Source organism: Rothia sp. 32237D007AR (assembly GCF_053544675.1).
The window spans coordinates 78,804-103,514 of the sequence record NZ_JBPPUO010000002.1; the positions used below are offsets into that span (position 1 = coordinate 78,804).

Annotated in this window: 25 protein-coding genes; 8 read left to right on the forward strand and 17 right to left on the reverse strand. The window is 59.4% G+C overall.

Going from position 1 to position 24,711, the window contains the following annotated elements; translation table 11 throughout:
* Positions 1-67 precede the first annotated feature (67 nt).
* The 3 genes from topA to ACED87_RS01925 all read right to left on the reverse strand — a co-directional run bounded on the left by topA (position 68) and on the right by ACED87_RS01925 (position 5,096).
* Positions 68-2,893, reverse strand: a complete 2,826-nt coding sequence (gene topA, locus ACED87_RS01915) for a type I DNA topoisomerase (RefSeq protein ID WP_449081246.1) — start codon at positions 2,891-2,893, stop codon at positions 68-70.
* Positions 2,894-3,026: 133 nt separating this feature from the next.
* A complete protein-coding gene (locus tag ACED87_RS01920) occupies positions 3,027-3,446 on the reverse strand; it encodes a pyridoxamine 5'-phosphate oxidase family protein (RefSeq protein ID WP_449081248.1) in 420 nt (139 codons plus the stop codon).
* A gap of 9 nt (positions 3,447-3,455) precedes the next feature.
* On the reverse strand, positions 3,456-5,096 hold the full coding sequence (locus ACED87_RS01925) for a DUF7059 domain-containing protein (protein ID WP_449081250.1): 1,641 nt from the start codon (positions 5,094-5,096) through the stop codon (positions 3,456-3,458).
* Between the two features lie 59 nt (positions 5,097-5,155).
* On the opposite strand from ACED87_RS01925, the gene ACED87_RS01930 reads away from it, so the two are divergent.
* Genes ACED87_RS01930 through ACED87_RS01940 form a run of 3 tightly spaced genes read left to right on the forward strand, consistent with a single transcriptional unit; the run spans position 5,156 to position 6,098 of the window.
* Positions 5,156-5,473: a thiamine-binding protein gene (locus tag ACED87_RS01930; protein WP_449081252.1), complete on the forward strand. Its 318-nt coding sequence runs from the start codon at positions 5,156-5,158 to the stop codon at positions 5,471-5,473.
* Entirely contained in the window at positions 5,473-5,916 is a 444-nt protein-coding gene (locus tag ACED87_RS01935) for a pyrimidine dimer DNA glycosylase/endonuclease V (RefSeq protein ID WP_449081253.1), read from the forward strand. Before ACED87_RS01930 ends, ACED87_RS01935 begins: the two co-directional genes overlap by 1 nt.
* Positions 5,917-5,957: 41 nt before the next feature.
* Entirely contained in the window at positions 5,958-6,098 is a 141-nt protein-coding gene (locus ACED87_RS01940) for a hypothetical protein (protein ID WP_449081255.1), read from the forward strand.
* 137 nt (positions 6,099-6,235) lie between these two features.
* Here the strand turns inward: ACED87_RS01940 and ACED87_RS01945 are convergent, their stop codons facing one another.
* Both ACED87_RS01945 and trhO read right to left on the reverse strand, forming a co-directional pair.
* Positions 6,236-6,769, reverse strand: coding sequence for a GyrI-like domain-containing protein (locus ACED87_RS01945; RefSeq protein ID WP_449081256.1), 534 nt, complete (start codon positions 6,767-6,769; stop codon positions 6,236-6,238).
* A 2-nt stretch (positions 6,770-6,771) separates the two neighbouring features.
* Positions 6,772-7,650 (reverse strand): oxygen-dependent tRNA uridine(34) hydroxylase TrhO, encoded by an 879-nt coding sequence (trhO, locus tag ACED87_RS01950; RefSeq protein ID WP_449081258.1) that lies wholly within the window; start codon positions 7,648-7,650, stop codon positions 6,772-6,774.
* 81 nt (positions 7,651-7,731) lie between these two features.
* Between trhO and ACED87_RS01955 the strand changes: the two genes are divergently transcribed.
* Entirely contained in the window at positions 7,732-10,356 is a 2,625-nt protein-coding gene (locus ACED87_RS01955; protein WP_449081260.1) for a DEAD/DEAH box helicase, read from the forward strand.
* Between the two features lie 38 nt (positions 10,357-10,394).
* On the opposite strand, the gene ACED87_RS01960 is transcribed toward ACED87_RS01955, so the two are convergent.
* The 6 genes from ACED87_RS01960 to ACED87_RS01985 all read right to left on the reverse strand — a co-directional run bounded on the left by ACED87_RS01960 (position 10,395) and on the right by ACED87_RS01985 (position 14,238).
* Entirely contained in the window at positions 10,395-10,769 is a 375-nt protein-coding gene (locus tag ACED87_RS01960; protein WP_449081262.1) for an Rv3654c family TadE-like protein, read from the reverse strand.
* Positions 10,766-11,146: a TadE family type IV pilus minor pilin gene (locus tag ACED87_RS01965; protein WP_449081264.1), complete on the reverse strand. Its 381-nt coding sequence runs from the start codon at positions 11,144-11,146 to the stop codon at positions 10,766-10,768. Before ACED87_RS01965 ends, ACED87_RS01960 begins: the two co-directional genes overlap by 4 nt.
* 40 nt (positions 11,147-11,186) lie before the next feature.
* Positions 11,187-11,441, reverse strand: a complete 255-nt coding sequence (locus ACED87_RS01970; RefSeq protein WP_449081265.1) for a DUF4244 domain-containing protein — start codon at positions 11,439-11,441, stop codon at positions 11,187-11,189.
* A gap of 348 nt (positions 11,442-11,789) precedes the next feature.
* Positions 11,790-12,356, reverse strand: a complete 567-nt coding sequence (locus ACED87_RS01975; RefSeq protein ID WP_449081267.1) for a type II secretion system F family protein — start codon at positions 12,354-12,356, stop codon at positions 11,790-11,792.
* On the reverse strand, positions 12,356-13,072 hold the full coding sequence (locus ACED87_RS01980; RefSeq protein ID WP_449081269.1) for a type II secretion system F family protein: 717 nt from the start codon (positions 13,070-13,072) through the stop codon (positions 12,356-12,358). The genes ACED87_RS01975 and ACED87_RS01980 overlap by 1 nt, the downstream gene beginning before the upstream one ends.
* Positions 13,069-14,238, reverse strand: coding sequence for a TadA family conjugal transfer-associated ATPase (locus tag ACED87_RS01985; RefSeq protein ID WP_449081271.1), 1,170 nt, complete (start codon positions 14,236-14,238; stop codon positions 13,069-13,071). The genes ACED87_RS01980 and ACED87_RS01985 overlap by 4 nt, the downstream gene beginning before the upstream one ends.
* A 113-nt stretch (positions 14,239-14,351) precedes the next feature.
* Between ACED87_RS01985 and ACED87_RS01990 the strand changes: the two genes are divergently transcribed.
* Positions 14,352-16,121: a bifunctional 3'-5' exonuclease/DNA polymerase gene (locus ACED87_RS01990; protein WP_449081273.1), complete on the forward strand. Its 1,770-nt coding sequence runs from the start codon at positions 14,352-14,354 to the stop codon at positions 16,119-16,121.
* Between the two features lie 21 nt (positions 16,122-16,142).
* Here ACED87_RS01990 and ACED87_RS01995 read toward each other — a convergent pair whose 3' ends face one another.
* Together ACED87_RS01995 and nth are read right to left on the reverse strand one after the other, a co-directional pair.
* Positions 16,143-16,979 (reverse strand): NUDIX hydrolase, encoded by an 837-nt coding sequence (locus ACED87_RS01995; protein ID WP_449089532.1) that lies wholly within the window; start codon positions 16,977-16,979, stop codon positions 16,143-16,145.
* The gene (gene nth / locus ACED87_RS02000; protein WP_449081275.1) at positions 16,972-17,874 is read right to left on the reverse strand and encodes an endonuclease III; all 903 of its coding nucleotides are present in this window, start codon (positions 17,872-17,874) and stop codon (positions 16,972-16,974) included. Before nth ends, ACED87_RS01995 begins: the two co-directional genes overlap by 8 nt.
* Before the next feature lie 177 nt (positions 17,875-18,051).
* On the opposite strand from nth, the gene acs reads away from it, so the two are divergent.
* Together acs and aroQ are read left to right on the forward strand one after the other, a co-directional pair.
* Positions 18,052-19,989: an acetate--CoA ligase gene (gene acs, locus ACED87_RS02005; RefSeq protein ID WP_449081277.1), complete on the forward strand. Its 1,938-nt coding sequence runs from the start codon at positions 18,052-18,054 to the stop codon at positions 19,987-19,989.
* Between the two features lie 101 nt (positions 19,990-20,090).
* Positions 20,091-20,543 carry a type II 3-dehydroquinate dehydratase gene (gene aroQ, locus ACED87_RS02010; protein ID WP_449081279.1) on the forward strand — a complete coding sequence of 151 codons (453 nt, stop codon included), beginning with the start codon at positions 20,091-20,093 and terminating at the stop codon, positions 20,541-20,543.
* A 218-nt stretch (positions 20,544-20,761) separates the two neighbouring features.
* Here aroQ and ACED87_RS02015 read toward each other — a convergent pair whose 3' ends face one another.
* Complete coding sequence (locus tag ACED87_RS02015) at positions 20,762-21,934, reverse strand: MarP family serine protease (RefSeq protein WP_449081281.1); 1,173 nt, start codon at positions 21,932-21,934, stop codon at positions 20,762-20,764.
* 250 nt (positions 21,935-22,184) lie between these two features.
* Here ACED87_RS02015 and ACED87_RS02020 point away from each other — a divergent pair, with 250 nt between their 5' ends.
* A complete protein-coding gene (locus ACED87_RS02020; protein ID WP_083091991.1) occupies positions 22,185-22,862 on the forward strand; it encodes a Crp/Fnr family transcriptional regulator in 678 nt (225 codons plus the stop codon).
* Between the two features lie 89 nt (positions 22,863-22,951).
* Here the strand turns inward: ACED87_RS02020 and ACED87_RS02025 are convergent, their stop codons facing one another.
* The 3 genes from ACED87_RS02025 to ACED87_RS02035 all read right to left on the reverse strand — a co-directional run bounded on the left by ACED87_RS02025 (position 22,952) and on the right by ACED87_RS02035 (position 24,651).
* A complete protein-coding gene (locus tag ACED87_RS02025) occupies positions 22,952-23,893 on the reverse strand; it encodes an NUDIX hydrolase (RefSeq protein WP_449081283.1) in 942 nt (313 codons plus the stop codon).
* Complete coding sequence (locus ACED87_RS02030) at positions 23,886-24,362, reverse strand: RidA family protein (protein ID WP_449081285.1); 477 nt, start codon at positions 24,360-24,362, stop codon at positions 23,886-23,888. The genes ACED87_RS02025 and ACED87_RS02030 overlap by 8 nt, the downstream gene beginning before the upstream one ends.
* An 82-nt stretch (positions 24,363-24,444) precedes the next feature.
* Complete coding sequence (locus ACED87_RS02035; protein WP_449081287.1) at positions 24,445-24,651, reverse strand: hypothetical protein; 207 nt, start codon at positions 24,649-24,651, stop codon at positions 24,445-24,447.
* Positions 24,652-24,711: the final 60 nt, after the last annotated feature.

A 24,711-nucleotide genomic window follows, 5' to 3' on the forward strand; every position in this document is an offset into this window, starting at 1 on the left:
CCCTAGAGTGGTGACAGAAAGTTTCCTGCCTACCAGTCTACAAGGAGGACCCCCACGCTAGAGGCGGCTACTCACCCGATTTCTGAGCAGTACTCTTCTTCGGAGCCGTCTTCTTGGCAGTAGTTTTCTTAGCGGTTGCCTTCTTAGCTGCCGGTTTCTTCGCCGCGGTCTTACGCTTGACCGGGCCCTTAGCCCGCTTTTCAGCCAGCAACTCCACCGCACGGGTATGAGTCAAAGACTCAATAGTCTCACTACGGGGCACCGTAATATTAGTGACCCCATCGGTGATATAGGGGCCAAAGCGGCCGTCCTTGACCACAATCTTCTTTTCAGAGACCGGGTCAACACCAAGCTCCGCCAGCGGGGGCTTAGCCGCCCCGCGTCCGCGCTGCTTAGGCTGAGAATAAATCTCTAGAGCCTGCTCTAAGGTAATAGAGAAAATCTGATCCTCAGTTTCCAGCGAACGAGAGTCAGTACCCTTCTTCAAGTAGGGGCCAAAACGGCCATTCTGGGCGGTAATCTCCGTACCCTCAGCATCAGTACCAACCACCCGCGGCAGGCTCATAATCTTCAGGGCATCATCTAAGGTGACAGTAGCTAAATCCATTGACTTGAAGAGAGAGCCAGTACGGGGCTTTTCAGCCTTAGGCTTCTTCTTAGGCTTAGGCTTACCGTTCTTGTAGTACTCGGTGGGCTGGGCCTCCATCCAAGCGGCGATTTCTTCCTCGCTCATCTCGGGAATCACCTCAGTCACATAAGGGCCAAAACGGCCATCACGAGCCACAATGGTGCGCCCGGTAGCCGGGTCGATACCCAGTTCACGGCCATCGTTCTTACCGGCTTCAAGGAGCTCTGCAACCTTCTCTTCGGTCAGCTCATCAGGGGCCAAATCAGCCGGAACGTTGGCACGAATCGGGTCCTTGATTTCACCGGTCTCGGTATCAACTTCCCCACCAGTTTCAAGGTAGGGGCCGAACTTACCCACCCGCAGGTTCACGCCGGGGGCAACCTCTACCGAGTTAATGGCGCGGGCGTCAATATCGCCCAGGTTATCAACGATAGGTTTGAGACCCCGCTGCTCTGCCCCACCAAAGTAGAAGTTAGAGAGCCACTGGGGGCGGGCCTCTTCACCGCGGGCAATACGGTCAAGGTCTTCTTCCATCTCAGCGGTGAACTCATAATCCACGTACTTAGCGAAATGCTCTTCAAGCAGGCGGACGGCCGAAAAAGCGGTCCATGAGGGCACCAGGGAGCCGGAGCGGTTATTGACATAACCACGGTCCATGATGGTAGAAATAACCGCCGCATAGGTAGAGGGGCGGCCAATCCCCAGCTCGTCCATGGCCTTCACAAGGGAAGCTTCAGTGTAGCGGGGCGGGGGTGAAGTTTCGTGGCGGGCAGCTTCAATATCGCTACCGCTCAAAGAATCGCCTTCAGCCAGGTTAGGCAGGCGCTTATCGCCCTTACCTTCTTTGGCCTCGCCCTTGCCCTCTTCGCCGCGTAGAGCGTCCTTACCTTCTTCATAGGCGGCCAAGAAACCGCGGAAAGTAATCACAGTACCGGAGGCTGCGAACTCAGCATCCCGGCCATCTGCGGCGGTAGCGCCCAAGCGGACGGAGGCAGTGGAACCCTTAGCATCAGCCATCTGGGAGGCAACGGTGCGCTTCCAAATCAGCTCATACAGGCGGAACTCATCAATGCTCAGGGCACTCTTAACCTCAGCAAGGGTGCGGAAGGAATCCCCGGCGGGGCGGATTGCCTCGTGAGCTTCCTGGGCGTTCTTAGACTTGGAGCTATAAACGCGCGGGGAGGCGGGCACAAAATCGGCGCCATAGAGCTCAGAGGCCTGCTTACGGGCGGCCTGAGTCGCCTGGTCAGACAGGGCAACCGAGTCGGTTCGCATATAGGTGATGTAACCGTTTTCGTAAAGACGCTGGGCTACCTGCATGGTGGAGCGGGAGGAGAAGCGGAGCTTACGGGCAGCCTCCTGCTGCAGAGTTGAGGTAGTAAAAGGAGCAGCAGGGCGGCGGGTGTAAGGCTTAGTGTCAACCGAGCGGACGGCAAAAGCAGCAGAGGCCAAGGCGTCAGCTAGGGTGCTGGCGGCAGTTTCGTCCAGGTGGGCAACCTTGTTACGGGCACTGACCTTGAGGACGCCGTCATCAGCGAAGTCCTTACCGGTAGCCACGCGGGCCCCGTCAACCGCTGAAAGCTTGGCGGTAAAAGATTCAGCAGAGCCGGTGGTGAAGGTTCCGGTCAGATCCCAGTAGGTGGCTGAGCGGAAGGCCATGCGTTCGCGTTCACGCTCTACGACCAGGCGGGTTGCTACGGACTGCACACGACCTGCGGAGAGGCCGCGGGAGACCTTGCGCCAGAGCACCGGTGAGAGTTCGTAACCGTAGATACGGTCAAGCACGCGGCGGGTTTCTTGGGCATCAACCAGGTTGCTATCAATCTCGCGCAGTTCCTTAAAACCGCGTTGGATAGCTTCTTTGGTGATTTCGGGGAAGGTCAGACGGTAGACGGGCACCTTGGGTTTGAGCACCTGCAAGAGGTGCCAGGCGATAGCTTCACCTTCACGGTCACCATCGGTTGCCAGGTAGAGGGCATCGGACTCTTTGAGTAGGCGCTTGAGCTCGGTGACCTTCTTTTTCTTATCAGAGTTCACCACGTAGTAGGGCTCAAAGCCCTCTTCCACGTTGACCGCGAACTTACCAACGGGACTCTTTTTGAGTTCATCGGGTAGTTCAGAAGGCTGGGGAAGGTCACGAATATGCCCCATGGAGGATTCAACGATAAAAGCATCGCCCAGGTACCCGCTGATGGTTTTCACCTTCGAGGGGGATTCCACAATCAGCAGTGACTTGCCGTGCTCGGTGGTTGCCTTAGTGGGCACTGAGGGCTCCTTGGGGTCGGTTTTTCGCATGTATGCATAACAATAGCCGACCTACGGGGCATCGTGTCCACTTGGACGGGTGTGACCTGCAAGGGCAGCTAAAAGGGCGCAGGAGAGCCCTAGCCCCGCAGACTTAGAGCTCGTGGGCAGGTTCTGCCCCGATTTCAAATTCCCGCCCGCTGATACTCACCGGCTCCACCTCAACCCAGTTGGTCTTATAGGTCGGCAAATAGGCGCGCAGCCCCAGGGCCTCAACAGCACCGATATCAGCTTCGCTGGTGAGCCACTGGGCGTTACCGTGCACAACAACAGAGCGGGCGATGCCGTCCTTAATCTCATCAATTTCAAAGGCAGCTTTACGGCTAATGACGACCTCTGAGAGCTTCTGGCCGGCGGCAGTGCGGAAATAGATTTTCTTCTCGTGCACCACAAAATTGACGGGGTAGATATCTACCTCCCCGCCTACAGCCAGGGCTAGGCGGCCAAACTCGTGCGTGCCCAGCAGCTCCCAGCAGTGGTCTTCAGACAGGGTTTTAATAGGGTTCTCTACCATGGCCTCAGTCTAGTCTTTCTGGTCAAATCGCAGGAAACTCTTCTCTAGGAGTTCACGCATATTACTGATTAATACCCGCTGCGGCTCCTCACCCTCCCAGCCCAGCAGGGCAGTCAAAGCCCCCACAATTTGGCCGGCACTCAGTTCCCCATCGCAGGCAGAGACAAAACCTGAGGTTTCAGTAGTTTCTAAGATAGTGCGACGCAACCCGGCACCGGCCCGCAGCAAAATAACAGAAGGGTGCTCAGAACCGGGGGTGAAGTGACGCTCTTCAGTCACGTCCCCCGCTACCACCAGGTGCTGCTCAAGAAGCTGGGCATCACTCAGAGCAGTGACCTGGTCATAGTGCTGCACAGCCTCAGTGATAAAAGGGGCGATAGGCTGCTGAATGGGGTAAGTGATTTCTTCAAAACGGTGCAGACGCTCCCCCGCGGACGCCGGGTCAGGCTGACGCAACCAAATCATGCCAAAGCCGATTGAGCCAACACCACGAGAAGCAAAATCACGCAGATAAGCGGTGTAGGCAGCTTCAAAGTGGGCCGGGTCGCGGTTTTCACTAGCATCGCGTAACCAGGTCTCAGCGTACTGTTCAGGTTCCAGCACCTCACGCTGAATGAACCAGGCCTCGGTCTGCTCGCCCACCCAGGCGCGCGGACGGGCAGCCCAGTCGGCGGGGCCGTCCTGCCCATCAACGGGAATTTCCCAGTTACCCAGCATCTGGGCCCGCCCACCAGGGGCCAGAACGCTAGGCAGCTGTTGCACCAAGGTTGAGACAATACCGTCACCAGCCATACCGCCATCACGGTAAGTAAATTGGTCTTCAGGGGTCTCCTGTTCACTGCGCGGGGTGATGACGAAAGGCGGGTTAGAGACCACCAGGTCAAAGGTCTCACCGGCAACCGGCTCCAAGAGGGAACCCAAACGCAGGCTCACCCGCTCCTCAAGGTGAGCAACATCCAGACCCAGGGCCGAGGCATTCAGCAAGAGGTTAAAGCGGGTAAAGGCCAAGGCCCGCTCAGAAATATCGGTAGCAGTCACATGACGAGTGTGGGCCAGCAGGTGAAAGACCTGGATACCGCAGCCAGTACCCAGATCAAGGGCCCGGTCCACAGCGGTACGCTCGGTTAGCTGCGCTAAGGTCAAGGACGCATGACCAATACCCAGCACATGGTCCCTACGCAGCACACCAGGGCGCTGGTGGGCACCCATATCGCTGGCCACAAAGAGTTCGGTCCCATCATCGGCCGCATGGGGGCGCAAATCCACAGCCGCCTGCACCAGACCGTTTTCGGCAGGTTCTGCCAGCCCCAAGCTCAGGAGCAATTCTAGGCTCCCTGGCCCCAGGGCGTCCTCAAGTTCTTCACCAGCTAGTGCAGCACCAAACAAGAAGAAACGCACCAGCTGGGCAAGGTTACGCTGGGCCGCAGTGAACGTTTCTGAAGTGGGCTCTTGCCCCAAAATCTGGTTCACCCGGTAGAGACCGGGCACCACCTGATCCCGCGTCATCGCCTCAAAAGCACGAGAACCCAAGAGCTTTTCAACACCGTCATAGGTGTAATTCAGCTCAGTCAAAGCAGCGTGCAGACGGGCCAGGGCAGCAGTATCGGCGCTCACGGGTGCGCCGGGAACACAAGAAAAATCGGAAGTCATCACACCCTCTATTTAACCGTATGCGCACTTTAAGCGTCACCGCGCGGTACGGTAGAGACATGTTATTCGCTTTTTCAGTTGCACCCACCGGCGGCGGCGACCCCTCCGGTTCCGTTCACGACGCCGTAGCAGACGCTGTCCAGATTGTTCGTAATTCAGGGCTACCCCACAAGACCGACTCCATGTTCACCACCATCGAAGGTGACTGGGATGAGTGCATGGCCGTCATCAAAGCAGCCACCGAAGCTGTGGGCAAGTACGGCAACCGGGTTGCCCTGGTACTCAAAGCCGATATTCGCCCCGGCCACGATTCTGGAGAAATCACCGGCAAGGTTCAACGCCTGGAAGAAGCCATCGCCAACAAAACCCAGCCTTAATGCGCATCTGGTCAGTTCACCCCTGTCTGCTCGATGCTAAGGGGCTGGTGGCCTGCTGGCGTGAGACCCTGCTTGCCCAAAAAGTGCTTCAAGGGCTCACCAAGGGCTATACTAATCACCCCCAGCTTGACCGATTCAAAGCCTCCAGTAACCCTCTGGCCTACATCTGCACCTACCTGCACGGCTTGGCCGATGAGGCAGATAGGCGGGGCTATAACTTCAACCGGAGTCTCTTGCTACTACCACCCCAAGAGAGGCTGGACCCGCTGCCTGTCACATCAGATCAGCTCGATTACGAACTAGATTTTTTGGCAGAAAAAGTAAAAGCCCGTTCGCCGCAGTGGTATGACCAGCATTTTGCCAAGCCACCCTTGAAAGTGCCCCACCCGCTTTTCACCGTGGTACCCGGGCCTGTTGAGAGCTGGGAAAAGGTTAAAGGGTAAACAAACTGTTCTCTTCTAGAGGTTTGGGTTATATTTACCTTATGGCAAATGCAGAAAAAATTGCTGAACTGGAAAAGTCCATCGCTGACTGGAAAGAAAAGGCCGCTAACGGTGGCCCCGACTTCATCGCAGAGATTATTGAGAAGCTCGAAGCTGAACTAGCTACAGAGCAAAACTCCTAAAGACTCTTCCCTTCGGTATTACCACATCAGATAACCGTTCATCAGGTGCCCGCAAAGGCACCTACAGTAGAAACACATACCTCCCGCACATCGCACTGCGGGAGGTATTTTCTTACCCAAGCTGCCGGTTACCCTACCTACTGGGCCTGTGGGCTGGTAACTGCCTGCCAGAGATACATACGATAGTTCTCATTGGTCACATCACCCGGCCCATACACCTCAAGGCACACCCCGGTAGGTTCTAACCCCTTCGAAGGGATAAAAGTCTGAGCCAGGTAATCAAAGCCCTCCCTAATATGGGCAGGAGGGACGCCAGGGGTAATAGCCCCCTGCACCAAGACAGTTGCATACATAGCAGCAGGGACCATAACCCCCGTCAAACCCAAAGCCGCAACGTCCTTAATACCGCCTGGCACAATAAAACCTGCCGTGTAGGTAAAGCCGGTGTCCTCCGCATCAGGCATGACCACACCCACCTTCTGCAACTTTTCAACCGCAGCCAGGCGCTGACTAGCCAGCTCGCTCTCACCCGATTCAAGCTGACTGTACAGACGCTCCCACCAGGAGCCAAAGTCGCTCTCTTCGGTCGCAGAGTCAGTGACACCAGCAACCATGAAAGTGCCGTACTCAATCAAGGCTGTTTCGTAGGCCGGAGTTTTCTGCTCGCTCATACCTAGGCAGTCACTGCCTCACGCTCAGCCTGCACCTTAGCCTGGCAATCAGGGCACAGGAGCACCAGGTCGCGCTTTCCCTCCACATCAAGATTGACGAAGGTATTAGCCTTAGCACCACAGTGCTCACATTCGCCGATAGTGACAGTATCGGGTGAGAAGTTCATGTGCTGGCGCTTATCAAAGATATACAGCGAGCCCTCCCAGAGACCAGAATCGCCGTATTTTTCGCCGTAGCGCACAATACCGCCGTCAATCTGGTAAATCTCTTTAAAGCCCCGATTCTTCATCAAGGCAGAAAGAATTTCACAGCGGATACCACCGGTGCAGTAAGTGATAACGGGCTTGTCTTTGAGATCATCGTACTTACCCGACTCAATTTCTGTAATGAAATCATGGGTGGTGCGAACATCGGGTACAACAGCGTTCTTGAACTTACCGATTTTAGCTTCAAAGGCGTTACGGCCATCGAAGAAAACAACCTCGTCACCGCGTTCTTCAACAAGCTTGTTCACCTCCTCAGGCTTCAGGTGCACACCGCCACCGACAACACCGTTCTCATCGACAACCAGCTCATCAGGGCTACCAAAAGCAACAATCTCATCGCGGGCCTTAACAGAAAGGCGGGGGAAATCGCTGGCCCCACCGTTTGACCATTTAAGCTCCAGCTTTTCAAAACCAGGGTACTGGCGGGTGGTCTTACCGTACTGTTTCAGGGCGTTAATATCGCCACCTAAAGTACCGTTAATACCGTGCTTAGAGATCAGGATGCGGCCGGTCAGCCCCAGCTTCTCGCACAGGGCACGCTGCCAGAGCATCACAGCTTTAGGGTCAGTTACAGGGGCAAAGCAATAATAGAGAATAATTTTTTCTTGAGACACACCCCCATTTTAGACCGTACAGCCCACCAGCAAGACCAGGGGCACAGAGGCTTCTCCCCCACCAAATGACATAATAGATAGGTGCCCACAGAAGCTCTCCCCCCACACGCTCACCCCACAGGAGCACCGGCCACCCGCGCCCCTCACCCCGGCGAACTGGCCCTGGTGCTCGACCAGCTGGGGCTGACGTCCTTACCTGAGCAAGTAACCCACGTGCGCACCCTACCGGCCCGCCCAGCAGAAACCTCCCCCTGGCCAACCTGGGCCCACCCCCGCATCATAGAGGCCTACCAAAACCTGGGGGTTCCCGAACCCTACCGGCACCAAGTAGAAGCGGCAACAGCCGCACACAGCTCCCCTGGCAACCGGCACGTCATTCTGGCAACAGGCACAGCCTCAGGAAAATCCCTGGCCTACCAGCTCCCCGCCCTCAACGCCATCTACCGGGGCGAATTTGAAGCCCAAGCCAGGGGCTTCAACTCCGGCAGAGCCACAGCCCTCTACCTCTCCCCCACCAAAGCCCTGGCAGCAGACCAACTAGCCTCCCTACGCAACCTGGGGGTGCCAGGGGTCATTGCCGAAAGCTACGACGGCGACACCCCGCAAGCTGACCGCCGCTTCATCCGCGAGCGCGCCAACTTCATTCTGGCCAACCCCGATATGCTGCACCACGCCATCTTGCCCAACCACGCCCGCTGGGCAGGTTTTCTGCGCAAGCTCACATATGTGATAGTGGATGAAGCCCACAGTTACCGGGGCGTTTTCGGGGCCCATGTTTCTCTGCTGGTGCGCAGGCTCCGGCGAATCTGCCGCTACTACGGGGCCACCCCGGTCTTTATAGGGGCCTCGGCCACCAGCGCTGAACCGGCTGAATCTTTTGCCCGGCTAATTGGTTCGCGGCCTGAGGCGGTTACTGCGGTGACAGAGAGTACCGCCCCGCGTGGGGCTACCCATGTGCTTTTGTGGGAGCCAGAATTTACTGAGGGTGCGGCTGTCAATGATAAGCTCGCAGCCCACTCTAACGGGGTGAGCCCGCGCCCCGGTGCCCAGGGAAGAGGGGCTGGGGAGAACGGGGCACCAGTGCGTAAATCGGTGATCAGTCAGAGCGCTGAGATGCTCACTGACCTGGTGGTTAACCGCACCCGCACCATTTCTTTCATTAAGTCCCGGCGGGGGGCCGAGGCGATTGCTCAGACCGCTGGGCGGTATCTTGATGAGGTTGAGCCTGGTCTTTCTGAGCGAGTAGCTGCCTATAGGGCCGGCTATCTTCCTGAAGAACGGCGGGTGCTAGAAGCTCGCCTGCGCAGGGGGGAGATACTGGGGGTGGCCTCAACTAACGCCCTAGAGCTGGGTATTGATATTGCGGGGCTTGATGCGGTGCTGGTGGGCGGGTGGCCGGGTACGCGGGCGTCCTTTTATCAGCAGATAGGACGCGCTGGCAGGGCCGGGCAGGATGCCTTTGCTGTGCTTATCGCCAGTGAGGACCCGCTTGATACCTACCTGGTGCATCATCCGGAAGATATTTTTGATCGGCCGGTTGAGAAGACCGTTTTTGACCCTGAGAACCCCTATGTGCTCAGCCCGCACCTGTGCGCTGCGGCCGCTGAGATTCCCCTTCGCCCGGAGGAACTGATGGTTTTTGGGCGTATGACTGAAGCCCTGCTAGGGCGCTTGGTTGAGCAGGGGTATTTGCGTCGGCGAGCTACCGGCTGGTTTTGGACTCACCCTGAATCGGCCAGTGATTTTGTGAACCTGCGTGGGGGCGGTTCTCCCCTGCAGATTATTGATGGTGAGACAGGTAGCGTCATTGGCAGTATGGACGATGGTCACGCCCACTCCCAGGGGCACCCCGGCGCTATCTACACTCACCAGGGCAAGACCTATGTGGTGGAAGAGCTTGATGAGGATAATAGGGTCATCGTGGTTTCTGCGGTGAGCCCTGATTATTACACTCAGTCGCGTGATATCACTGAGGTTACCGTCTTAGGGGCTGAGGAAACGCAGCAGCAGGGGCAGGTTTCTTTGAGTTATGGCCGGGTGCGGGTGCGCTCTCAGGTGGTGGGTTATCAGCGGAAGTCTTTGGTGGGGCAGCAGGTTTTGGGTGATGAGCCGCTGGATCTTGCCCCGCAGGAGCTGCAAACGAAGGCTATCTGGTGGGCGATGCCTGCCAGTGTGCTTCACGCTGCTGGGATTCATGAGCGTGATGTTCCTGGTGCCTTGCATGCTGCTGAGCATGCGGCTATCGGTTTGCTGCCTCTGGTGGCTACCTGTGACCGGTGGGATATTGGTGGTTTATCGACTGCTTTTCACGTTGATACTGAACAGCCCACAATTTTTGTTTACGATGGGCACCCTGGCGGGGCGGGTTTTGCTGAGCGGGGTTTTGAGCAGGTGGGCCACTGGTTGCGGGCTACCTTGGATACGATTTTGGCCTGTGAGTGTGAGCTGGGTTGCCCCTCCTGTGTGCAGTCACCTAAGTGTGGTAACCGTAATGAGCCCTTGCATAAGGCCGGTGCGGCCCGGCTTCTAGCAGCCCTGCTGGTGGAATCTGGTGAGCTGACTATTGAAGAGCGCAGGAGGTTACTTGAACCGTTGGGGCCAGTAGCTGAGGTTCCCACCGCCCAGGACCCTGTGGCTGGGGGCGGTGGGCCGGTGAGTGTGGTGGAGTCTTTGACCGGTAGGCCCCTTACTGATGACCCTTTCTAGACTGGGGCGGCGGCCGGTTCATTCTGCCATAGGCCCTGTCATGGGCGGGTAGGTGGCCCAGCTCGTGAGAGCCCTTCAGCCTGCCCGAGGAAGGCAAAGGGGCCAGAAATATCAACGAAGGTGCGCACATCTACTATCCCACTACTGCCTGCTGGCTGGCCGCAGCCACCGAGCTGGGCCCCGTTGGCCTGGGCTACATGCTCAGCTACCGCGCAGGGCTCACCGGGGGTAAGGCCTCGGGCGGCGTCCGCTGCGGCAAGGGCCGCTAGATCGGCGGCCCCTGCCGCCCGGTGGTTAGCGGTGCTAACCCCTATGAGCCCAGCACAGGTGACTCCTAACACCAGAAGAACGCAGATGATGCCTATAGCAGCTACCGTGCTGCTACCTCTCTCAGGGCTGGGGGTAGGCTTCACGGTGTCTTCTCTTCTGCGGTGGCACCTTGCTCGGTGAGGGCCTGGGCATCAGCTACTAGAGTCCACCCACTGATTTGCCCTACTAGCCCTGGGGCTTGTCTGCTGACTCTCACTACCGTCATATCATCAGTATGTTCCAGACTAACGGCGGCGGTGGGGTCTATCTCTTGGACGATACGGGTGACTGTCTCTGCGGTTTCACCTCTAGCAGCGGCCCGTGCTCCTAAGCGGGCGCCCTCTTCTAATGTGAGCTGTACGATGCCGGTGGCAGCAGCACCCAGCACCAGGGCCAGTATGAAGATGAGGGCAGGGAGTATGACCGCGAACTCGGCGGTACTTGAGCCTCTCTCTGCCTCTCCTCTGACTTGGGTGTGCACGGTATCACCACCTTGGATTGTTGTGAGGGACCGGGGCAGGTTAGGCACCGGTTGAGAGGGCTGTTTGCACCAGCCCCAGTAGCATCTGCCGCACTTCTTCAGATTTGAGAATGACAAGCAGCAGGCCAGCAAAACCTACGGCTGCCAGCATAACAATGCCGTATTCAGCGGTCGTAGCCCCGGCTTCGGGGTCATCAAAACCAGTCTGGCTAGGCTGAACGGTTGTGCCTCTGGCTCCTCTCGGGTAGGAATGCTGGGTAGCGTCTTCGGGCGACAAGAGGTGATGAGGTAACACGGTGTTCTCCTTGGGGTAGTGCCCCGGCTACTAGGCCGGGGGGGTATCTTCTTCTTGTGTCAGTTTCTTGGGTGTAATCTCGGGTGAAGTTAGGGGTAAGGGGCGGGTTGAGTAGGAAGAAAGACGCCGGGGTCTTCACCCGAGATACCTGTAGCCTTCCAGCTACCTCAGACCGTATAAAGAACACTGCTAGTTGTGGATAAACAGAACGCGGGCACTTCCCCGTATTTTCAGGTCATAAAGCTGCTGCCAGGGTCTTAGCTGGTGAAACTGTGACACCTTGATGACGCAACCTTCCCCTCATAGAGCTGCCTGTGAACATCCTGCCTCTACCGGCACTATTTCTCCCTAGAAAAGTGCTGGGAAGAGGGAAATAAGCACAGGAACCACCCCAAGACAGATAAAGGACGGCAGCGAACAAGCTCCCAGGGGCACCACCAGTTTGACGCCCAGGCGGGCGGCCGCTTTCTCGTAGGTGCGTTGCTGATGGCGGCGCTGACGCTGGGCCAGCACCCTCACTAGTTGGGCGCTCGGTGCCCCTGCGCTCAGGCTCAGCCCTAGCGCTTCGTAGAGCCCTTCTAGCTCCGAAGGTATTGGCTGCTCCCAGGCGTCCTCCCAGCTCTGCCCCTCATAGAGACCCTGCACCACCGCACCCAGCTCAGCCTGGTATTTACCCTCTTCAAGCTGGCCTAACTGGTGCAGCACAGCAGGTATTGATAGCCCAGAGGAAAGCATGGTTGCCGCCATATCCAGGTAGAGGGCTGCCTCTAGGGCAGGAGCGGAGGCCCCCGGCAGCTTCTTGCCCCCAGCGTTCGCTACTTCTGCACCAGATACGGGCACCCCACGGCGCCTACGAATGAGCAGGAAGATTGCCCCTGCCAAAGAAGCACAGCTTACAGACAGTAGAGCTAGCATCAGCGCCCCTCCTCGGCACGAGAAATCAGGTGGGCCGTCCACCGGTTACCGCACCAGGCCAGTCCCAGGCCTAGCACCCCCACAGCCGCACCGGGGATAGACCCTACTAAGACACCCACCGGGTCAGTGCCCATAAGGATTCCCAGCCCCAGGCCAATGAAGGGCAGCCAGGAGAGAATACGCCCGGTTGCCCGCGGCCCGCTCAGGGCTGTCTCCCGCTGCTGGCGTAAATCAATTTCTGTCTCAAGATAGGAGGCCAGGTGCTCGAAAACCTGGGCTAGGGAGGCCCCGGTGCGCTCCCCTACCTGCCAGCAGGCGGCTACCATGGCAGCGCCCTGGCGTACGCTCTCACGCACCTCATTCTGCTGGGCAACCTGCAGGTAGACCTCTGCCAGGGAGAGGCCCCGGTGGGCGCGGGCACTGGCAGCGGCAAAGAGCTGGCCCATCTGGGCACGGGCCAGTTCAAGGCCCTGGTCTTGACGGGCGGACGTCCGCAGAGCACCCAAAACCGCTAAGCGGCGGGGCTTAGGCTGGGCTGTGCTCTTCTTCTCTGTACTGGCCAGGTAGGTTGCTACCTTGGTGCAAGCCAGCGCCGGGGAGCAGCCCGCGCGGAGCAGGGCCGCTAGGCGCCAGATAGCATCAGGCCACAGTTCTAGTTCTTCTAAACCTACAGAGTCACTTGTGGGTAGATAATTTTTCAGGCTCCTTGCTCTCACACTTGACCTGCCTGCTCGCTGGAAGAGAGCCCGGCTGCGCTCCTCATACCCTCACTGCCGGGGTGCCAGTGCAGGTAGGTTCCCCGGCGGCGCGGCTCCACCGTACAGACCGGTTGCACAACCAGCTCCTGCCCACCCACCAGCCGGTAAATCCCCCGCACGAGCCGGTAGCCAGCCTCACGGTCAAGGTGCACGATATAGTCCAAGGCAGTAGAGGCCTGCAAGGCCACAGCCTGGCTACTCACCCCCGCCAGAGCCCCCATAGCGTAGAGGCGGGCAGGCACCGCCTGGGCCGAATTAGCGTGCACCGTGGTGCCACTACCTGCGTGGCCGGTATTCATAGCCGTGAGCATATCCATCACCTCAGCACCACGGCACTCCCCCACCACCAGCCGGTTAGGCCGCATACGAAGAGCCTGCCGAATCAGCTCAGCTAACCCCACCTCCCCCTGCCCCTCAGCGTTAGCAACCCGGGCTTCTAGGCTCACAGCATGCGGGTGATCTAGGTGCAGCTCAGAGGTATCTTCTACCAGTAGTAGCCGCTCACCGGCGTCCGCCTCCTGCAACAGGGCACCGAGCAGGGTTGTTTTACCGGTGCCGGTTCCCCCGCTCACTAGCAGGTTAGCCCGCGAGCGCACCAGGTGCCGTAGCATCTGCTCTATCTGGCGGCCCATCATGCCGCGCTCTTGAAGTTGCCGTAAGGACGGGCGCTGGGCTGGTTGTAGGCGTAAAGAGAGTAGGGTGCCGCAACGGCTCAGCGGTGGAAGCAGGGCGTGAATGCGGATTCCCTCTGGGGTTTGCACATCGGCGGCGGGGTAGGCGTCATCGAGGCGGCCACCTGCTGCGAGGATCAGCCGGGTGGCGAGGGCTCTGACGGCTTCGTCGTCGGGGAAGGTTATGGGTGCCCGGTGGAGGGTTCCGGCTGCCTCGTACCAGATGTTGTGGGGGCCGTTGACGAAGATGTCGGTCATATCTGGGTGGGCTAAGAGGGGTGTGAGCAGACCCAGGTCTGTTTCTGCTGGGTTGCTTGCAAGCAGGGGTAGGTCTTCAACGCTGGGGGCTGCCTCTAGCGGTGATTCTATAGGCGGTTCTGCTGGCGGTTCTATAGGGAGTGGCTCACAGAAGTGTCGTCGTGAGCGGCGCACTCGTATCTGTGTATCGGGCATGGTGACCTTTCACGGTACACCCCGTACCCCGGTATCTTTCTCTGCCTCTCTTTATGCCACAGAAGACCTGCCCTGTCTAGCCCTGTGAGTAGCTTCAACGGCATAATAGAAAGATGTATATCGTGCTTGGCCCTGCGACCTCACCCGGCGATAGGCCCCTCTGGGAGGCCATAACGCTCAATGGCACCGGCCCAGGCACCCACCGCGCTTTTCCCTTCGCTAAACTGCCGGACTTTGTGCGAGCAGTAGAAGCCCAAAACCCACACCGACTAATCCGCTGGGCCTGGGCGGACGCCCGCAAAATCATGCCCGCCCTACTAGCGGCAGGTGTCTCACCGGCCTCCTGCCATGATCTGCGCCTAGCCCAGCGTATTTTGCTGACGGCAGCCACCCGCGCCCAAAACCATTTGCCCTACACTCCCACCCTAGATTTGGCCGGGGAACCAGATCCCCCAGCCGGGGCTATGCCCGCCCGCCGCCAGATTCAAGGGCAGGCCTCCCTCTTTGATGACCTAGGTGCAGCCCCACCCAAGACGCATGAGACAGCCGGGCCAGCTGCGTCCGCCCTGCTCACCGAACTGCGCGCCCAGCTAGATGCCGTCGCCGCCTGCCCGGCCCCTGCCCGGCTCTCCCTCCTGCTGGCCGCAGAATCGCAAGGGGCCCTCATCGCAGCTGACATCAAACACTACGGTATGCCCTGGAACCGCACCATCCACGAAAAAATCCTCGAACACGCCCTAGGGCCCCGCCCAGCAGGCTACGACCGGCCCTATAAGATGGAGCGCCTAGCAGCGCGCATCCGCCAAGAACTGGGTACCCCAAACCTCAACCCCGATTCGCCCCAAGAAGTGCTCAAAGCCCTGCAAGCAGCCGGGCATTCGGTGGCCTCTACCCGCAAATGGGAGCTGATTGAGTGGGCCAATGCGGTACCCCACCTGCGCGAAGAACGCTGGCAGCTGGTGCGCCCCCTGCTCGAGTACAAGCGTCTGGCCCGCCTTTACACCGCCAACGGCTGGAACTGGCTCGATACCTGGGTCACCAATAACCGCTTCCACCCCACCTATGAGGTAGGGTCCGCCGCCACCGGCCGCTGGGGCGGGCACGGCGGAGGGGCCATGCAAATCCCCAAGGACGTGCGCCCGGCCATCCGCGCAGAAGAGGGCATGATGCTCACCGTGGCAGACGCCGCCCAAATTGAGCCGCGCATCCTGGCTGTTATGAGCGGGGACCGTGCCCTAGCCGTTGCCGGGCGCGGCACCGACCTCTACCTGGGCATCGCCCAGATTGGCGAACGCACCGGCAGCGCACTCAAAGACCGCTCCCACGCCAAGGTTGCCCTCCTGGCGGCCATGTACGGGGCCACCACCGGCGAAGGTGGACAGCTCATGCCCCACCTTAAAAAGATGTTCCCTGCCGCCATTGCCCTCACCGAGCAGGCCGCCAGCATTGGCCTGCGCGGTGGGCAGGTGACCACCTACCTGGGGCGCACGTCCCCTGCGCCCTCTCACGCCTGGTTTCAGGCCCAGCGCAACCAGGTCACAGCAGCGGACGAACGCGCCGCCCGCTCAGCAGCCCGCGCCCACAGCCGTTTTACCCGCAACTTCGTTATCCAAGGAACAGCTGCCGAATGGGCAGTGATCTGGATGGCTCAAATCCGTAAACGGCTACGCACCGAACGCCGCTTTGGCAAACGCATGCAAACCCGCCTGGTCTACTTCCTCCACGACGAAATCATGCTCTACGGGCCTACCAGCGAATCAGCCCGCGCCGCCGACATCGTCCGCGAATCAGCACAAGCAGCCGCCGAACTTATCTTCGGCCCCACCGATGTGGAATTTCCTGTCACCGTGGTGACTACCGACGATTATTCGCAAGCTAAGTAAGTCAGGCGGACGGGCGCGGCTCTAATCCCAGGGTTCTTCCCAGCCCAGCTCTTCAAAGACGCGGGAGAGCAGATACCCGGTGAAACCCCAGATGGTGAAGGGCTCATGGTCACCTGTGACCCTAAAAGCCGGGGACTGGTGCTGGGGTGATCCTCGTCTAACGGTCACAGTCAGCCGGTTAGCCGGGTTCAGCAAATCAGCGACCGGTACGCGCACCACCAGGGTTGATTCATTCTGATCGACAGCCTCTACAGGGGTAGGTGACTCCCACCAGCCCAGCACGGGGGTAACCCGGTAGTTACTCACCGGTACATCAAGGGCAGGGAGCTGGCCCAGCAGGCGCACCCCCTCAGCCTGCAAACCAGTTTCTTCCACCGCCTCACGCAAGGCGGCTACCTGCTCGACTGTCCGGCCGCTGCTTTGGGCTTGGTCATAGTCTTCAGGGTCAATCCGCCCACCGGGCAGGGCAGGCTGACCGGCATGGTGGCGCAGAGTACCCGAACGCACCAGGACCAGTAGGTCAAGGTCCGCAGCTACAGTGGTGCACCTGGCGTTGTGTGCAGGGGCATCATCGAGCACCCCCATCAGCAGCAAAACCGCGGCCTCCTTAGCACTCTCCTGCCCCGCTTGCCCTGCCGGTCCCGTCTGGTCAGCCTGCCCCGCCTGGTCAGCCTGCCTTACGGGCCATAGATCGCCTGGGCGCCCGATGCCCGCAGCCCGGTTAGCTAAAGCCCGCAGAGCCGCCAGAGCCGGGTGCTCCCCTGCGCTATCTTCCCTAGGCGCTAATTCTCTAGGTACTGATTCACTAGGCGTTGATTCACTCGGCCATGCTTCCCTAGGCCTTGAATCCTTAGGCATTGAGGCTCCACCCCTCAGCCCGTAACTGGCGGCGGGTAGCACCCTGCACAAAACGCAGGTGCAGGCGCTCGCGGCCTGGCGCCATCTCATATTTGAGGAGTTTTTCTGCTGCCGCACGGTCAGTTTCACCAGTGCCGTAGGCCGGGCACATATCGGCCACCGGGCAGGCCCCGCAGGCCGGTTTTTGGGAGTGGCAGATACGGCGGCCGTGGTAAATCAGGCGGTGGGAGAGCTGCGTCCAGTCCTTGGGTTCAAAGAGTTCTGCCACCGCACTTTCAACCTTGGCGGGGTCTTCTTCACTGGTGAAGCCAAGGCGGCGGGCTAGACGGCCAAAGTGAGTATCAACGGTGATACCCGGCTTGTCGAAGGCGTTACCGAGCACCACGAAAGCAGTTTTTCGCCCGACTCCGGGAAGTTTGACCAGCTCACTGAGCTGACCTGGCACCTGCCCCTGGTAGTCAGAAACTAACTGTGCTGCCAGGTTCACAATAGCTTTAGCCTTAGAGCGGTAGAAGCCCAGGGGCCGCACTATATCTTCCACATCTTCACTACGGGCCTGGGCCAGGGCTGCAGCATCGGGGTAGCGGGCAAAGAGCTCAGGGGTGATGGCATTGACACGCACATCAGTGGTTTGGGCCGATAGGACGGTAGCCACCAGCAGCTGGTAGGGGTTATCGAAGTCTAGTTCAGCGACCGCATAGGGGTAGGTTTGGCCCAGAATACGGTTGATTTTGCGGGCTCGGCGGGTCAGCGCCAGTTGGCTTTCTTTTTCGCCTTTGGCGGCGGCGCGGGCGCGTTTACGGGCGGACGCTCGTGCGTGAGGTTCAGGCACGGTGCGAATCTCAATCTGGGTGAGTTCATCGGGGGTGAGGGGCAGTTTGGCGTTCAGGGGCATGTCTCTAAGCCTACCTTTGTGCCTGCTGGTGGTGGCCTGGTTGGTTTCTCCCGGCGTCCTTTTTCGCTTAACACGAACACCCATATTTGTGACTTAGACTACAGGGTGCGCTAAGGTGAGATAAAGCCAGTTTGTGTCGCATATCAACATATGCCCCACATGAGAGGAAGGCATATCATGACCGAGATCCAGGACGTCTTCGCCCCCAGCCCCGAATTCTCCGCCCAGGCCAACGCCCAGCCAGGCATCTACCAAGAAGCCCAAGAAAAAGGTAAGGAATTCTGGGCCGAACAGGCCCGAAACCTGCTCACCTGGTACAAGCCCTTCACCGAAACCCTCGACTGGTCCAACCCGCCCTTCGCCAAGTGGTTCGCAGACGGGCAACTCAACGCCTGCTACAACGCCGTAGACCGCCACGTCGAGGCCGGCAGGGGCCAGCGACCAGCAATCCTCTTTGAGGGCGAGCCGGGCGACACCGCCTCCTACACCTACGCAGAACTCAAAGACGAAGTCTCCCGCGCCGCTAACGCCCTAGAATCTCTGGGCCTGACCAAGGGCGACCGGGTGGCTATCTACATGCCCATGATTCCCGAAGCCGTCATCGCCATGCTGGCCTGTGCCCGTATCGGTGCGGTGCACTCTGTGGTCTTCGGCGGTTTCTCAGCCGATGCCCTACGCTCCCGCATCGAAGACGGCCAAGCCAAGCTGGTCATCACCGCAGACGGCTCCTTCCGCCGTGGCAAGCCCTCCATGCTCAAACCCGCTGTGGATGCTGCCCTCGCAAAGGGTGGTAGCTCTGTAGAAAACGTACTGGTTGTTCAGCGCAATGGTGAAGACATCGACTGGGTGGCGGGTCGCGATATCTGGTGGCACGACCTCCTCGCCAGCCAGTCCACCGACCATGAGCCCTCCCAACAAGGCGCAGAAGACCCCCTCTTCATTCTCTACACCTCCGGCACCACAGGTAAGCCCAAAGGTATCTTGCACACCACCGGCGGCTACCTGACCCAGGGTGCTTTCACCCACCAGAACGTCTTTGACCTCAAAGCAGAAACCGACGTCTACTGGTGCACCGCCGACGTCGGCTGGGTCACCGGCCACACCTACGTAGCCTATAGCCCCCTGGTCAACGGCTGCACCCAGGTCATCTACGAAGGCACCCCAGATTCCCCGCACCGCGGCCGCTTCTGGGAAATCGTGCAAAAATACGGGGTGACCATCATGTACACCTCCCCCACCGCCATCCGCGCCATGATGAAGTGGGGCGAAGATATCCCCGCCCAGTACGACCTCTCCACCCTGCGCGTGCTGGGCACCGTGGGCGAGGCCATCAACCCCGAAGCCTGGCGCTGGTTCCACCGCGTCATCGGCGCTAACAAGTGCCCCATCGTTGATACCTGGTGGCAGACCGAAACCGGGGCCATCATGGTCTCCCAGCTGCCCGGAATTACCGTGGCCAAGCCCGGTAGCGCCCAGCAACCTATCCCCGGCATCACCATCGACGTGGTGGACGATTTGGGAGAGTCCCTGGCCAACGAGCAGTCCGGCTTCCTGACCATCCGCGAGCCCTGGCCCTCCATGCTCCGCACCATCTGGGGTGATGACGACCGCTTCATCGACACCTACTGGTCACGCTTCGAGAGCATGTACTTCGCCGGTGACGGAGCCAAACGCGATACAGACGGCGACTTGTGGGTACTGGGGCGGGTGGATGACGTCATGAACGTCTCTGGCCACCGCCTCTCCACCCCAGAAATTGAGTCCGCTCTCGTCTCCCACCCGGCCGTGGCTGAAGCGGCAGTCGTTGGCTCAGCGGACGAAACCACCGGCCAGGCCATCATGGCCTTCGTCATTCTCAACGATGAGGCCAAGGCGGCAGGGCAGAATGAAGCCGAGCTGGCCGAGCAGATTCGGGCCCATGTCGGCACGGAAATCTCCCCCATTGCCAAGCCCAAGCGGGTACTCATTGTTGATGATCTACCCAAGACGCGCTCAGGCAAGATCATGCGGCGTCTGCTCAAGGACGTCGCCGAGGACCGCCCGGTAGGAGACACCACCACCCTGGCTGACCCCACCGTCATGGACGCTATCGAAGCTAACTTCAAGAAGGGTTAGAAGGCACCGGGGAAGAGCATCTGGGGCATGTGTGCCCCAGTTTGCTTCTTCTATGCTCAGCCCGCTGGTGGCGGGCCGTGTGGTGTGAAAAACTAGAGACTATGGCAACACCACAGACTGCGCCGCGGCGTATCTCCGTCATTAACGGCCCTAACCTCAACCTCCTTGGTGTGCGCAAACCCGAGGTATACGGGCGCACCACCTTAGCTGATATTGAAGCTGCTCTCCGAGCCCAAGCCGCAGAGCTGGGCTACGAGATGACTTTCATGCAGTCCAACCATGAAGGGGATTTGATCGACGCGGTTCAGGCTGCCCGCACCACCTGCGCCGGTATCATCATCAACCCGGCCGCCTACACCCACACCTCCGTGGCCCTGCACGATGCCCTAGAGGCAGCCGAATTGCCGGTCGTTGAGGTGCACCTGTCTAATGTGCACCGGCGTGAGCCCTTCCGTCACCATTCCTATGTCTCACCTCAGGCGACCGCCGTGATTGCCGGTGCAGGCGCCCAGGGCTACGAGCTGGCCCTGGCCTTCTTAGCCCGTCACCTCTAAGGTCACGAAAAGCTCATATCCCAGCTGGGCTACCAGGATCTTGCCCTCTCACCGGCCCCTATCGCCGCTACCCGCGCGCTCCAGCTTGCCGGTGCGGCAGGTTCTTGCCTAGTGGTCTGGACGCTACCGCCTGCCTCCCTTGTGGGTGGGCTGCTCCTACTGGCAGTGGGGCTAGCTGTGTATTTCCTCTATGCCCGCAATGGCAGGAGCACTCAACCCTAGTTGGGTAGGCACTGGCCGGTGGCAACCGTGGGTGAGCTTGCGCTGACGTGGGCTAGTGCTTCAAGAATCTGGGACGATGGCACCGCGTAACCGGTCTGGTTCTGGGTGGACTTGGCGAACACCATGGCGATGACGCGTCCGTCCTCGGTGAGTACTGGGCCGCCGGAGTTGCCCTGTTGCACCTGGGCAGCTAGCTGGTAGACCAGGCGGGAGGGGTTGGTTTGGCCGGTTTGGGCGTTGATGGTCTGGGTGTAGCCCAGCCCTTGGACTGTTGCGGCTCGGTTGGCAAAGGGGCCGCCACCGGGGTAGCCCATGAGGGCAACGGTGGTGCCCGAGGCGATCTCGGCTTCGTTGAGGGTCAGGGGGGTGAGAGCTAGGTCTGGGGCGCTGATGATCGCAATGTCGTGTTCGGGGTCGTAGTAGATCACGTCGCCGGTTACTGCCTGCCCGTCACGGCTGATGAGGGTGGGGGTGTTCACGCCTGCTACTACGTGTGCGTTTGTGACTGTTAGGCCACCGTCTACGACGAAGCCTGACCCTTCAGAGGTGTAATTACAAGCTTGGGCTGCACCGACAACCTGCACCACCGATTGGCCTGCTTTATCTAGGGGTGCGCTTTCAAGGGTGCCGGTGGGGGCGGACTGTTCGGGGTAGAGAAGTTGGGAGATTTCGGGTAGGCCGGTGGCCTGTACGATACGGCCCCGAATTTCGGTTACTTTTTCTTGAGCGGACGCCGGGGTCATCTGCATCATCCAGGTCACTACCTTTGAGTCTGCGGTGAGGGCAGTGACGGCGGGGATGCCCAGGGGGCGGACGACCAGCACCACGGTGACGATGACCAGTGAGGCTAGCACTATGTTGAGCAGGCCACCGGCTAGCCGCTCTAGCCCGCGCAGGGGTGTGCGGTCGCTTGCCTTGCGGATAACATTTCCCAGGGTTGCACCCAGGGTCTGCCCTAGTATTAGGCAGGCAAGCACTGTGCCTAGCCCGGCTAGCAGGTGCCATTGGGCGGTGACTTGGTTGATGGCCCAGGGGGTGGCGTAGATGGAGGCGACGGCGCCTAGGACGAAGCCTAAGAAGGTTCCTAGGGTGATGAAGAGCCCCTGCCGTATGCCGGCAATAAAGTAGAGGGCGATAATAGCGATAATGACCCAGTCGAGTATGGTCATAACTCTCCATTCGGTGAGGGAAGGCTAAGGTTGGAAGAATTCTTGGAGAAGCGGCCCTGTGTGGCGGTCTTTGGGTATCGAAAGCACTAAATATCCTGTAGGCTCGTAGTAGTTGAATAAGTCACAGATAAAAGTGCGATGTGATGAACTAGGCAAAGGCTATGCTTAGAAGTCTGCCCGCTCTGTATATACAGGGTATCGCACTTGAATCGCCCTTTAGACCTACCATATTCAGGAGTAAAAGAGAACCATGGATATTGAAGTACTACGCCGTGCTCCGCTGTTTGCTTCACTCGATGACGAAGCTTTTGCAGCGCTAACTGAAGACATTACTGAAGTTGATCTTTCCCGCGGTGCCACCCTCTTCTACGAAGGCGATCAGGGTGATCAGCTCTACTTCGTCATCTCAGGCAAGATGAAGCTGGGCCGTACTGCCTCTGACGGCCGTGAAAACCTGGTAGCTATCATGGGCCCGGGCGAAATCTTCGGCGAAATGGCCCTGTTTGACCCCTCACCCCGTTCCACCAGCGCAACCGCTGTCTCTGAGACCCGCCTGGCAGGTGTCAAGCACGAGTCCTTGCGTAAGGCTATGGAGAAGTCCCCCAACATTTCTGCCCAGGTTCTGCAGGCTCTGGCCCGCCGCCTGCGCCGCACCAACGAGAACCTGGCTGACCTGGTCTTCTCAGATGTTCCCGGTCGCGTTGCCAAGGCCCTGCTTGACCTGGCTGACCGTTTCGGTCGCCCCGCCACCGATGGCGTGCTAGTTGCCCACGAACTGACTCAGGAAGAGCTGGCTCAGCTAGTCGGCGCTTCCCGTGAAACCGTGAACAAGGCCCTGGCCGAGTTCGTTTCTCGCGGCTGGATCCGTCTGGAAGCTCGCGCCGTGGTTATTCTCGACCTGCAGCGTCTGCGTCAGCGCTCCCGCTAAGCTAGGGCGGGCCTCCTGCCTGCTTTAGAGACTTCACAACCGGGTGGTCAGCTTATGCTGGCCACCCGGTTTTTGTGTGTCTCTTATTTTTATATTTGCAGGTAGCAGATGCCGGTGGCATCCTGTTTCACTGTGGGCAGGTAGAGGGAAACCTGGCGCCGTTTGGCCAGGAAGGCCACCGCCCCCGGGCAGGCCGCTAACTGTTCAAGAATGTGCATGACGCCGGGGGTCACCAGCTCTTGGAAAGGAACCCCGATGGTGTCCTCCTGCCCAATTTCTTTGCCTAGTTCCAGGCTGGTAGGTTGAGCAACTAGCTCACGCGCGCTCATCCAGCGCCCCCAGATTCCTTTATTGGCAAGTAGGGATGGGTTCTGCCCTATGGGAACCGCGCAGGTGAAATAGTGAATGTCGTAGCGTTTATGGAAGAAGTCGGGTGACTGCCAGCGGGCTAGGGGTTTGAGCAGGTCGGCACGGATTTTGAGGCCGCGGCGTTCTAGGTAGTCAGCAAAGGTTTTCTCCTGCTGGGCTACGGCCAGGCGGGAGGCCATGCACTCGTTACCGCTAGTGAGCTCAATGGTAGATAGTTCCCCGCTACCAGCTAGTAGCACACCGGTTTCTTCAAAGAGTTCTCGTACCGCAGTGACCACAGCGGCGTTAGCTGCCCCTAGGTCCTCCTGGCTAAAAGCCTTAGCCCAATGATCCCCGCTGGGGCCTGCCCAGCCGATGGGGGCGGCGTCCTCGGGTATGCCTAGCCCGCCGGGGAAGGCGACCCGCCCCATCGGCGATTTCACCCGGTAGGTCATAAAGGTTTCAGGCCCTGAGGCTCCGTCGCGCACAAAAACTACTGCGGAGGCAGGTTTAGCTGCGCGCGGTATGCCTTGGCCCTCCGTAAGCCAGGTGCGAGCTGAGTCTTGCTGGCTAGCAGGGATAGGGTAGGTTTTAGGTGCCGGTGCCCCTACCGAAGCGTAGGGGGCGGACGCCGGTGGCGGCACCCGTTTGAGGGCGCCGGTGTACATGGGTTGGTTAGGCATATTCCACGATAATTTCGACTTCTACCGGGGAGTCTAGCGGGAGCACCGGCACACCAACGGCGGAGCGGGCGTGCACACCGACCTCACCAAAGACTTCACCCAGGAGTAGGGAGGCCCCGTTAATGACGGCGGGCTGGCCGGTGAAGGAGGGCTCGGATGAGACGAAGCCGACCACTTTGACCACGCGGGTGATGCGGTCAAGGTCCCCAATAACTGATTTGATAGCTGCCAGGGCGTTGAGGGCTGAGAGGCTGGCCATTGTCTGGGCGGTTGCGGGGTCTACGAAGCCTTCGGCGCCGGAGTCTGAGACCTTACCGGTGGCCGGTAGCTCACCCTTGATAAAGGGTAGCTGGCCTGAGGTGTAGACATAGTTGCCGCTGGTGACGGCCGGTACGTAGGCAGCTACTGGGGCTGCCAGTTCGGGTAGGTCGTAGCCCAGTTCTTTGAGTCGATCTTCAATCTGTGACACGGCGCACTTTCTCAAGGACAGGTTTTTAGGGGCAAAAACCGGGCTCAGATACGGTGTCTGAACCCGGTTCTTGTCTGAGTATTTAGTTACTCGCCTTCTTGCGCTTAAAGTAGGCGATTGGATTGCCCTGAGTGGGGGCAACCATGTTCCCGGCGGGGGTGGCGTTGCTAGGTGCAGGAGCACCGGGGAGCACGGTCACCAGCTCCCAGCCGTCTTCACCCCAGTTATCGAGGATCTGTTTGGTTGCGTGAATCATCAGGGGCACTGTTGCGTATTCCCATTTTTCCATAGCACCAAGCCTAGACTACCGGGGCCCAAAAGACGACCCTGAGAGCTCTGTCAGGTTTTT

Coding starts and splice junctions, on each gene's coding strand:
- ACED87_RS01925 (WP_449081250.1), bottom strand. CDS start 5,096: ATGACTTCCGATTTTTCTTGTGTTCCCGGCGCACCCGTGAGCGCCGAT.
- ACED87_RS01940 (WP_449081255.1), top strand. CDS start 5,958: ATGGCAAATGCAGAAAAAATTGCTGAACTGGAAAAGTCCATCGCTGAC.
- ACED87_RS01935 (WP_449081253.1), top strand. CDS start 5,473: ATGCGCATCTGGTCAGTTCACCCCTGTCTGCTCGATGCTAAGGGGCTG.
- acs (WP_449081277.1), top strand. CDS start 18,052: ATGACCGAGATCCAGGACGTCTTCGCCCCCAGCCCCGAATTCTCCGCC.
- ACED87_RS02035 (WP_449081287.1), bottom strand. CDS start 24,651: ATGGAAAAATGGGAATACGCAACAGTGCCCCTGATGATTCACGCAACC.
- aroQ (WP_449081279.1), top strand. CDS start 20,091: ATGGCAACACCACAGACTGCGCCGCGGCGTATCTCCGTCATTAACGGC.
- ACED87_RS01990 (WP_449081273.1), top strand. CDS start 14,352: ATGTATATCGTGCTTGGCCCTGCGACCTCACCCGGCGATAGGCCCCTC.
- ACED87_RS01945 (WP_449081256.1), bottom strand. CDS start 6,769: ATGAGCGAGCAGAAAACTCCGGCCTACGAAACAGCCTTGATTGAGTAC.
- ACED87_RS01985 (WP_449081271.1), bottom strand. CDS start 14,238: ATGCCCGATACACAGATACGAGTGCGCCGCTCACGACGACACTTCTGT.
- ACED87_RS01975 (WP_449081267.1), bottom strand. CDS start 12,356: ATGCTAGCTCTACTGTCTGTAAGCTGTGCTTCTTTGGCAGGGGCAATC.
- ACED87_RS01995 (WP_449089532.1), bottom strand. CDS start 16,979: ATGCCTAAGGATTCAAGGCCTAGGGAAGCATGGCCGAGTGAATCAACG.
- ACED87_RS01930 (WP_449081252.1), top strand. CDS start 5,156: ATGTTATTCGCTTTTTCAGTTGCACCCACCGGCGGCGGCGACCCCTCC.
- ACED87_RS02020 (WP_083091991.1), top strand. CDS start 22,185: ATGGATATTGAAGTACTACGCCGTGCTCCGCTGTTTGCTTCACTCGAT.
- ACED87_RS01920 (WP_449081248.1), bottom strand. CDS start 3,446: ATGGTAGAGAACCCTATTAAAACCCTGTCTGAAGACCACTGCTGGGAG.
- nth (WP_449081275.1), bottom strand. CDS start 17,874: ATGCCCCTGAACGCCAAACTGCCCCTCACCCCCGATGAACTCACCCAG.
- ACED87_RS02015 (WP_449081281.1), bottom strand. CDS start 21,934: ATGACCATACTCGACTGGGTCATTATCGCTATTATCGCCCTCTACTTT.
- ACED87_RS02025 (WP_449081283.1), bottom strand. CDS start 23,893: ATGCCTAACCAACCCATGTACACCGGCGCCCTCAAACGGGTGCCGCCA.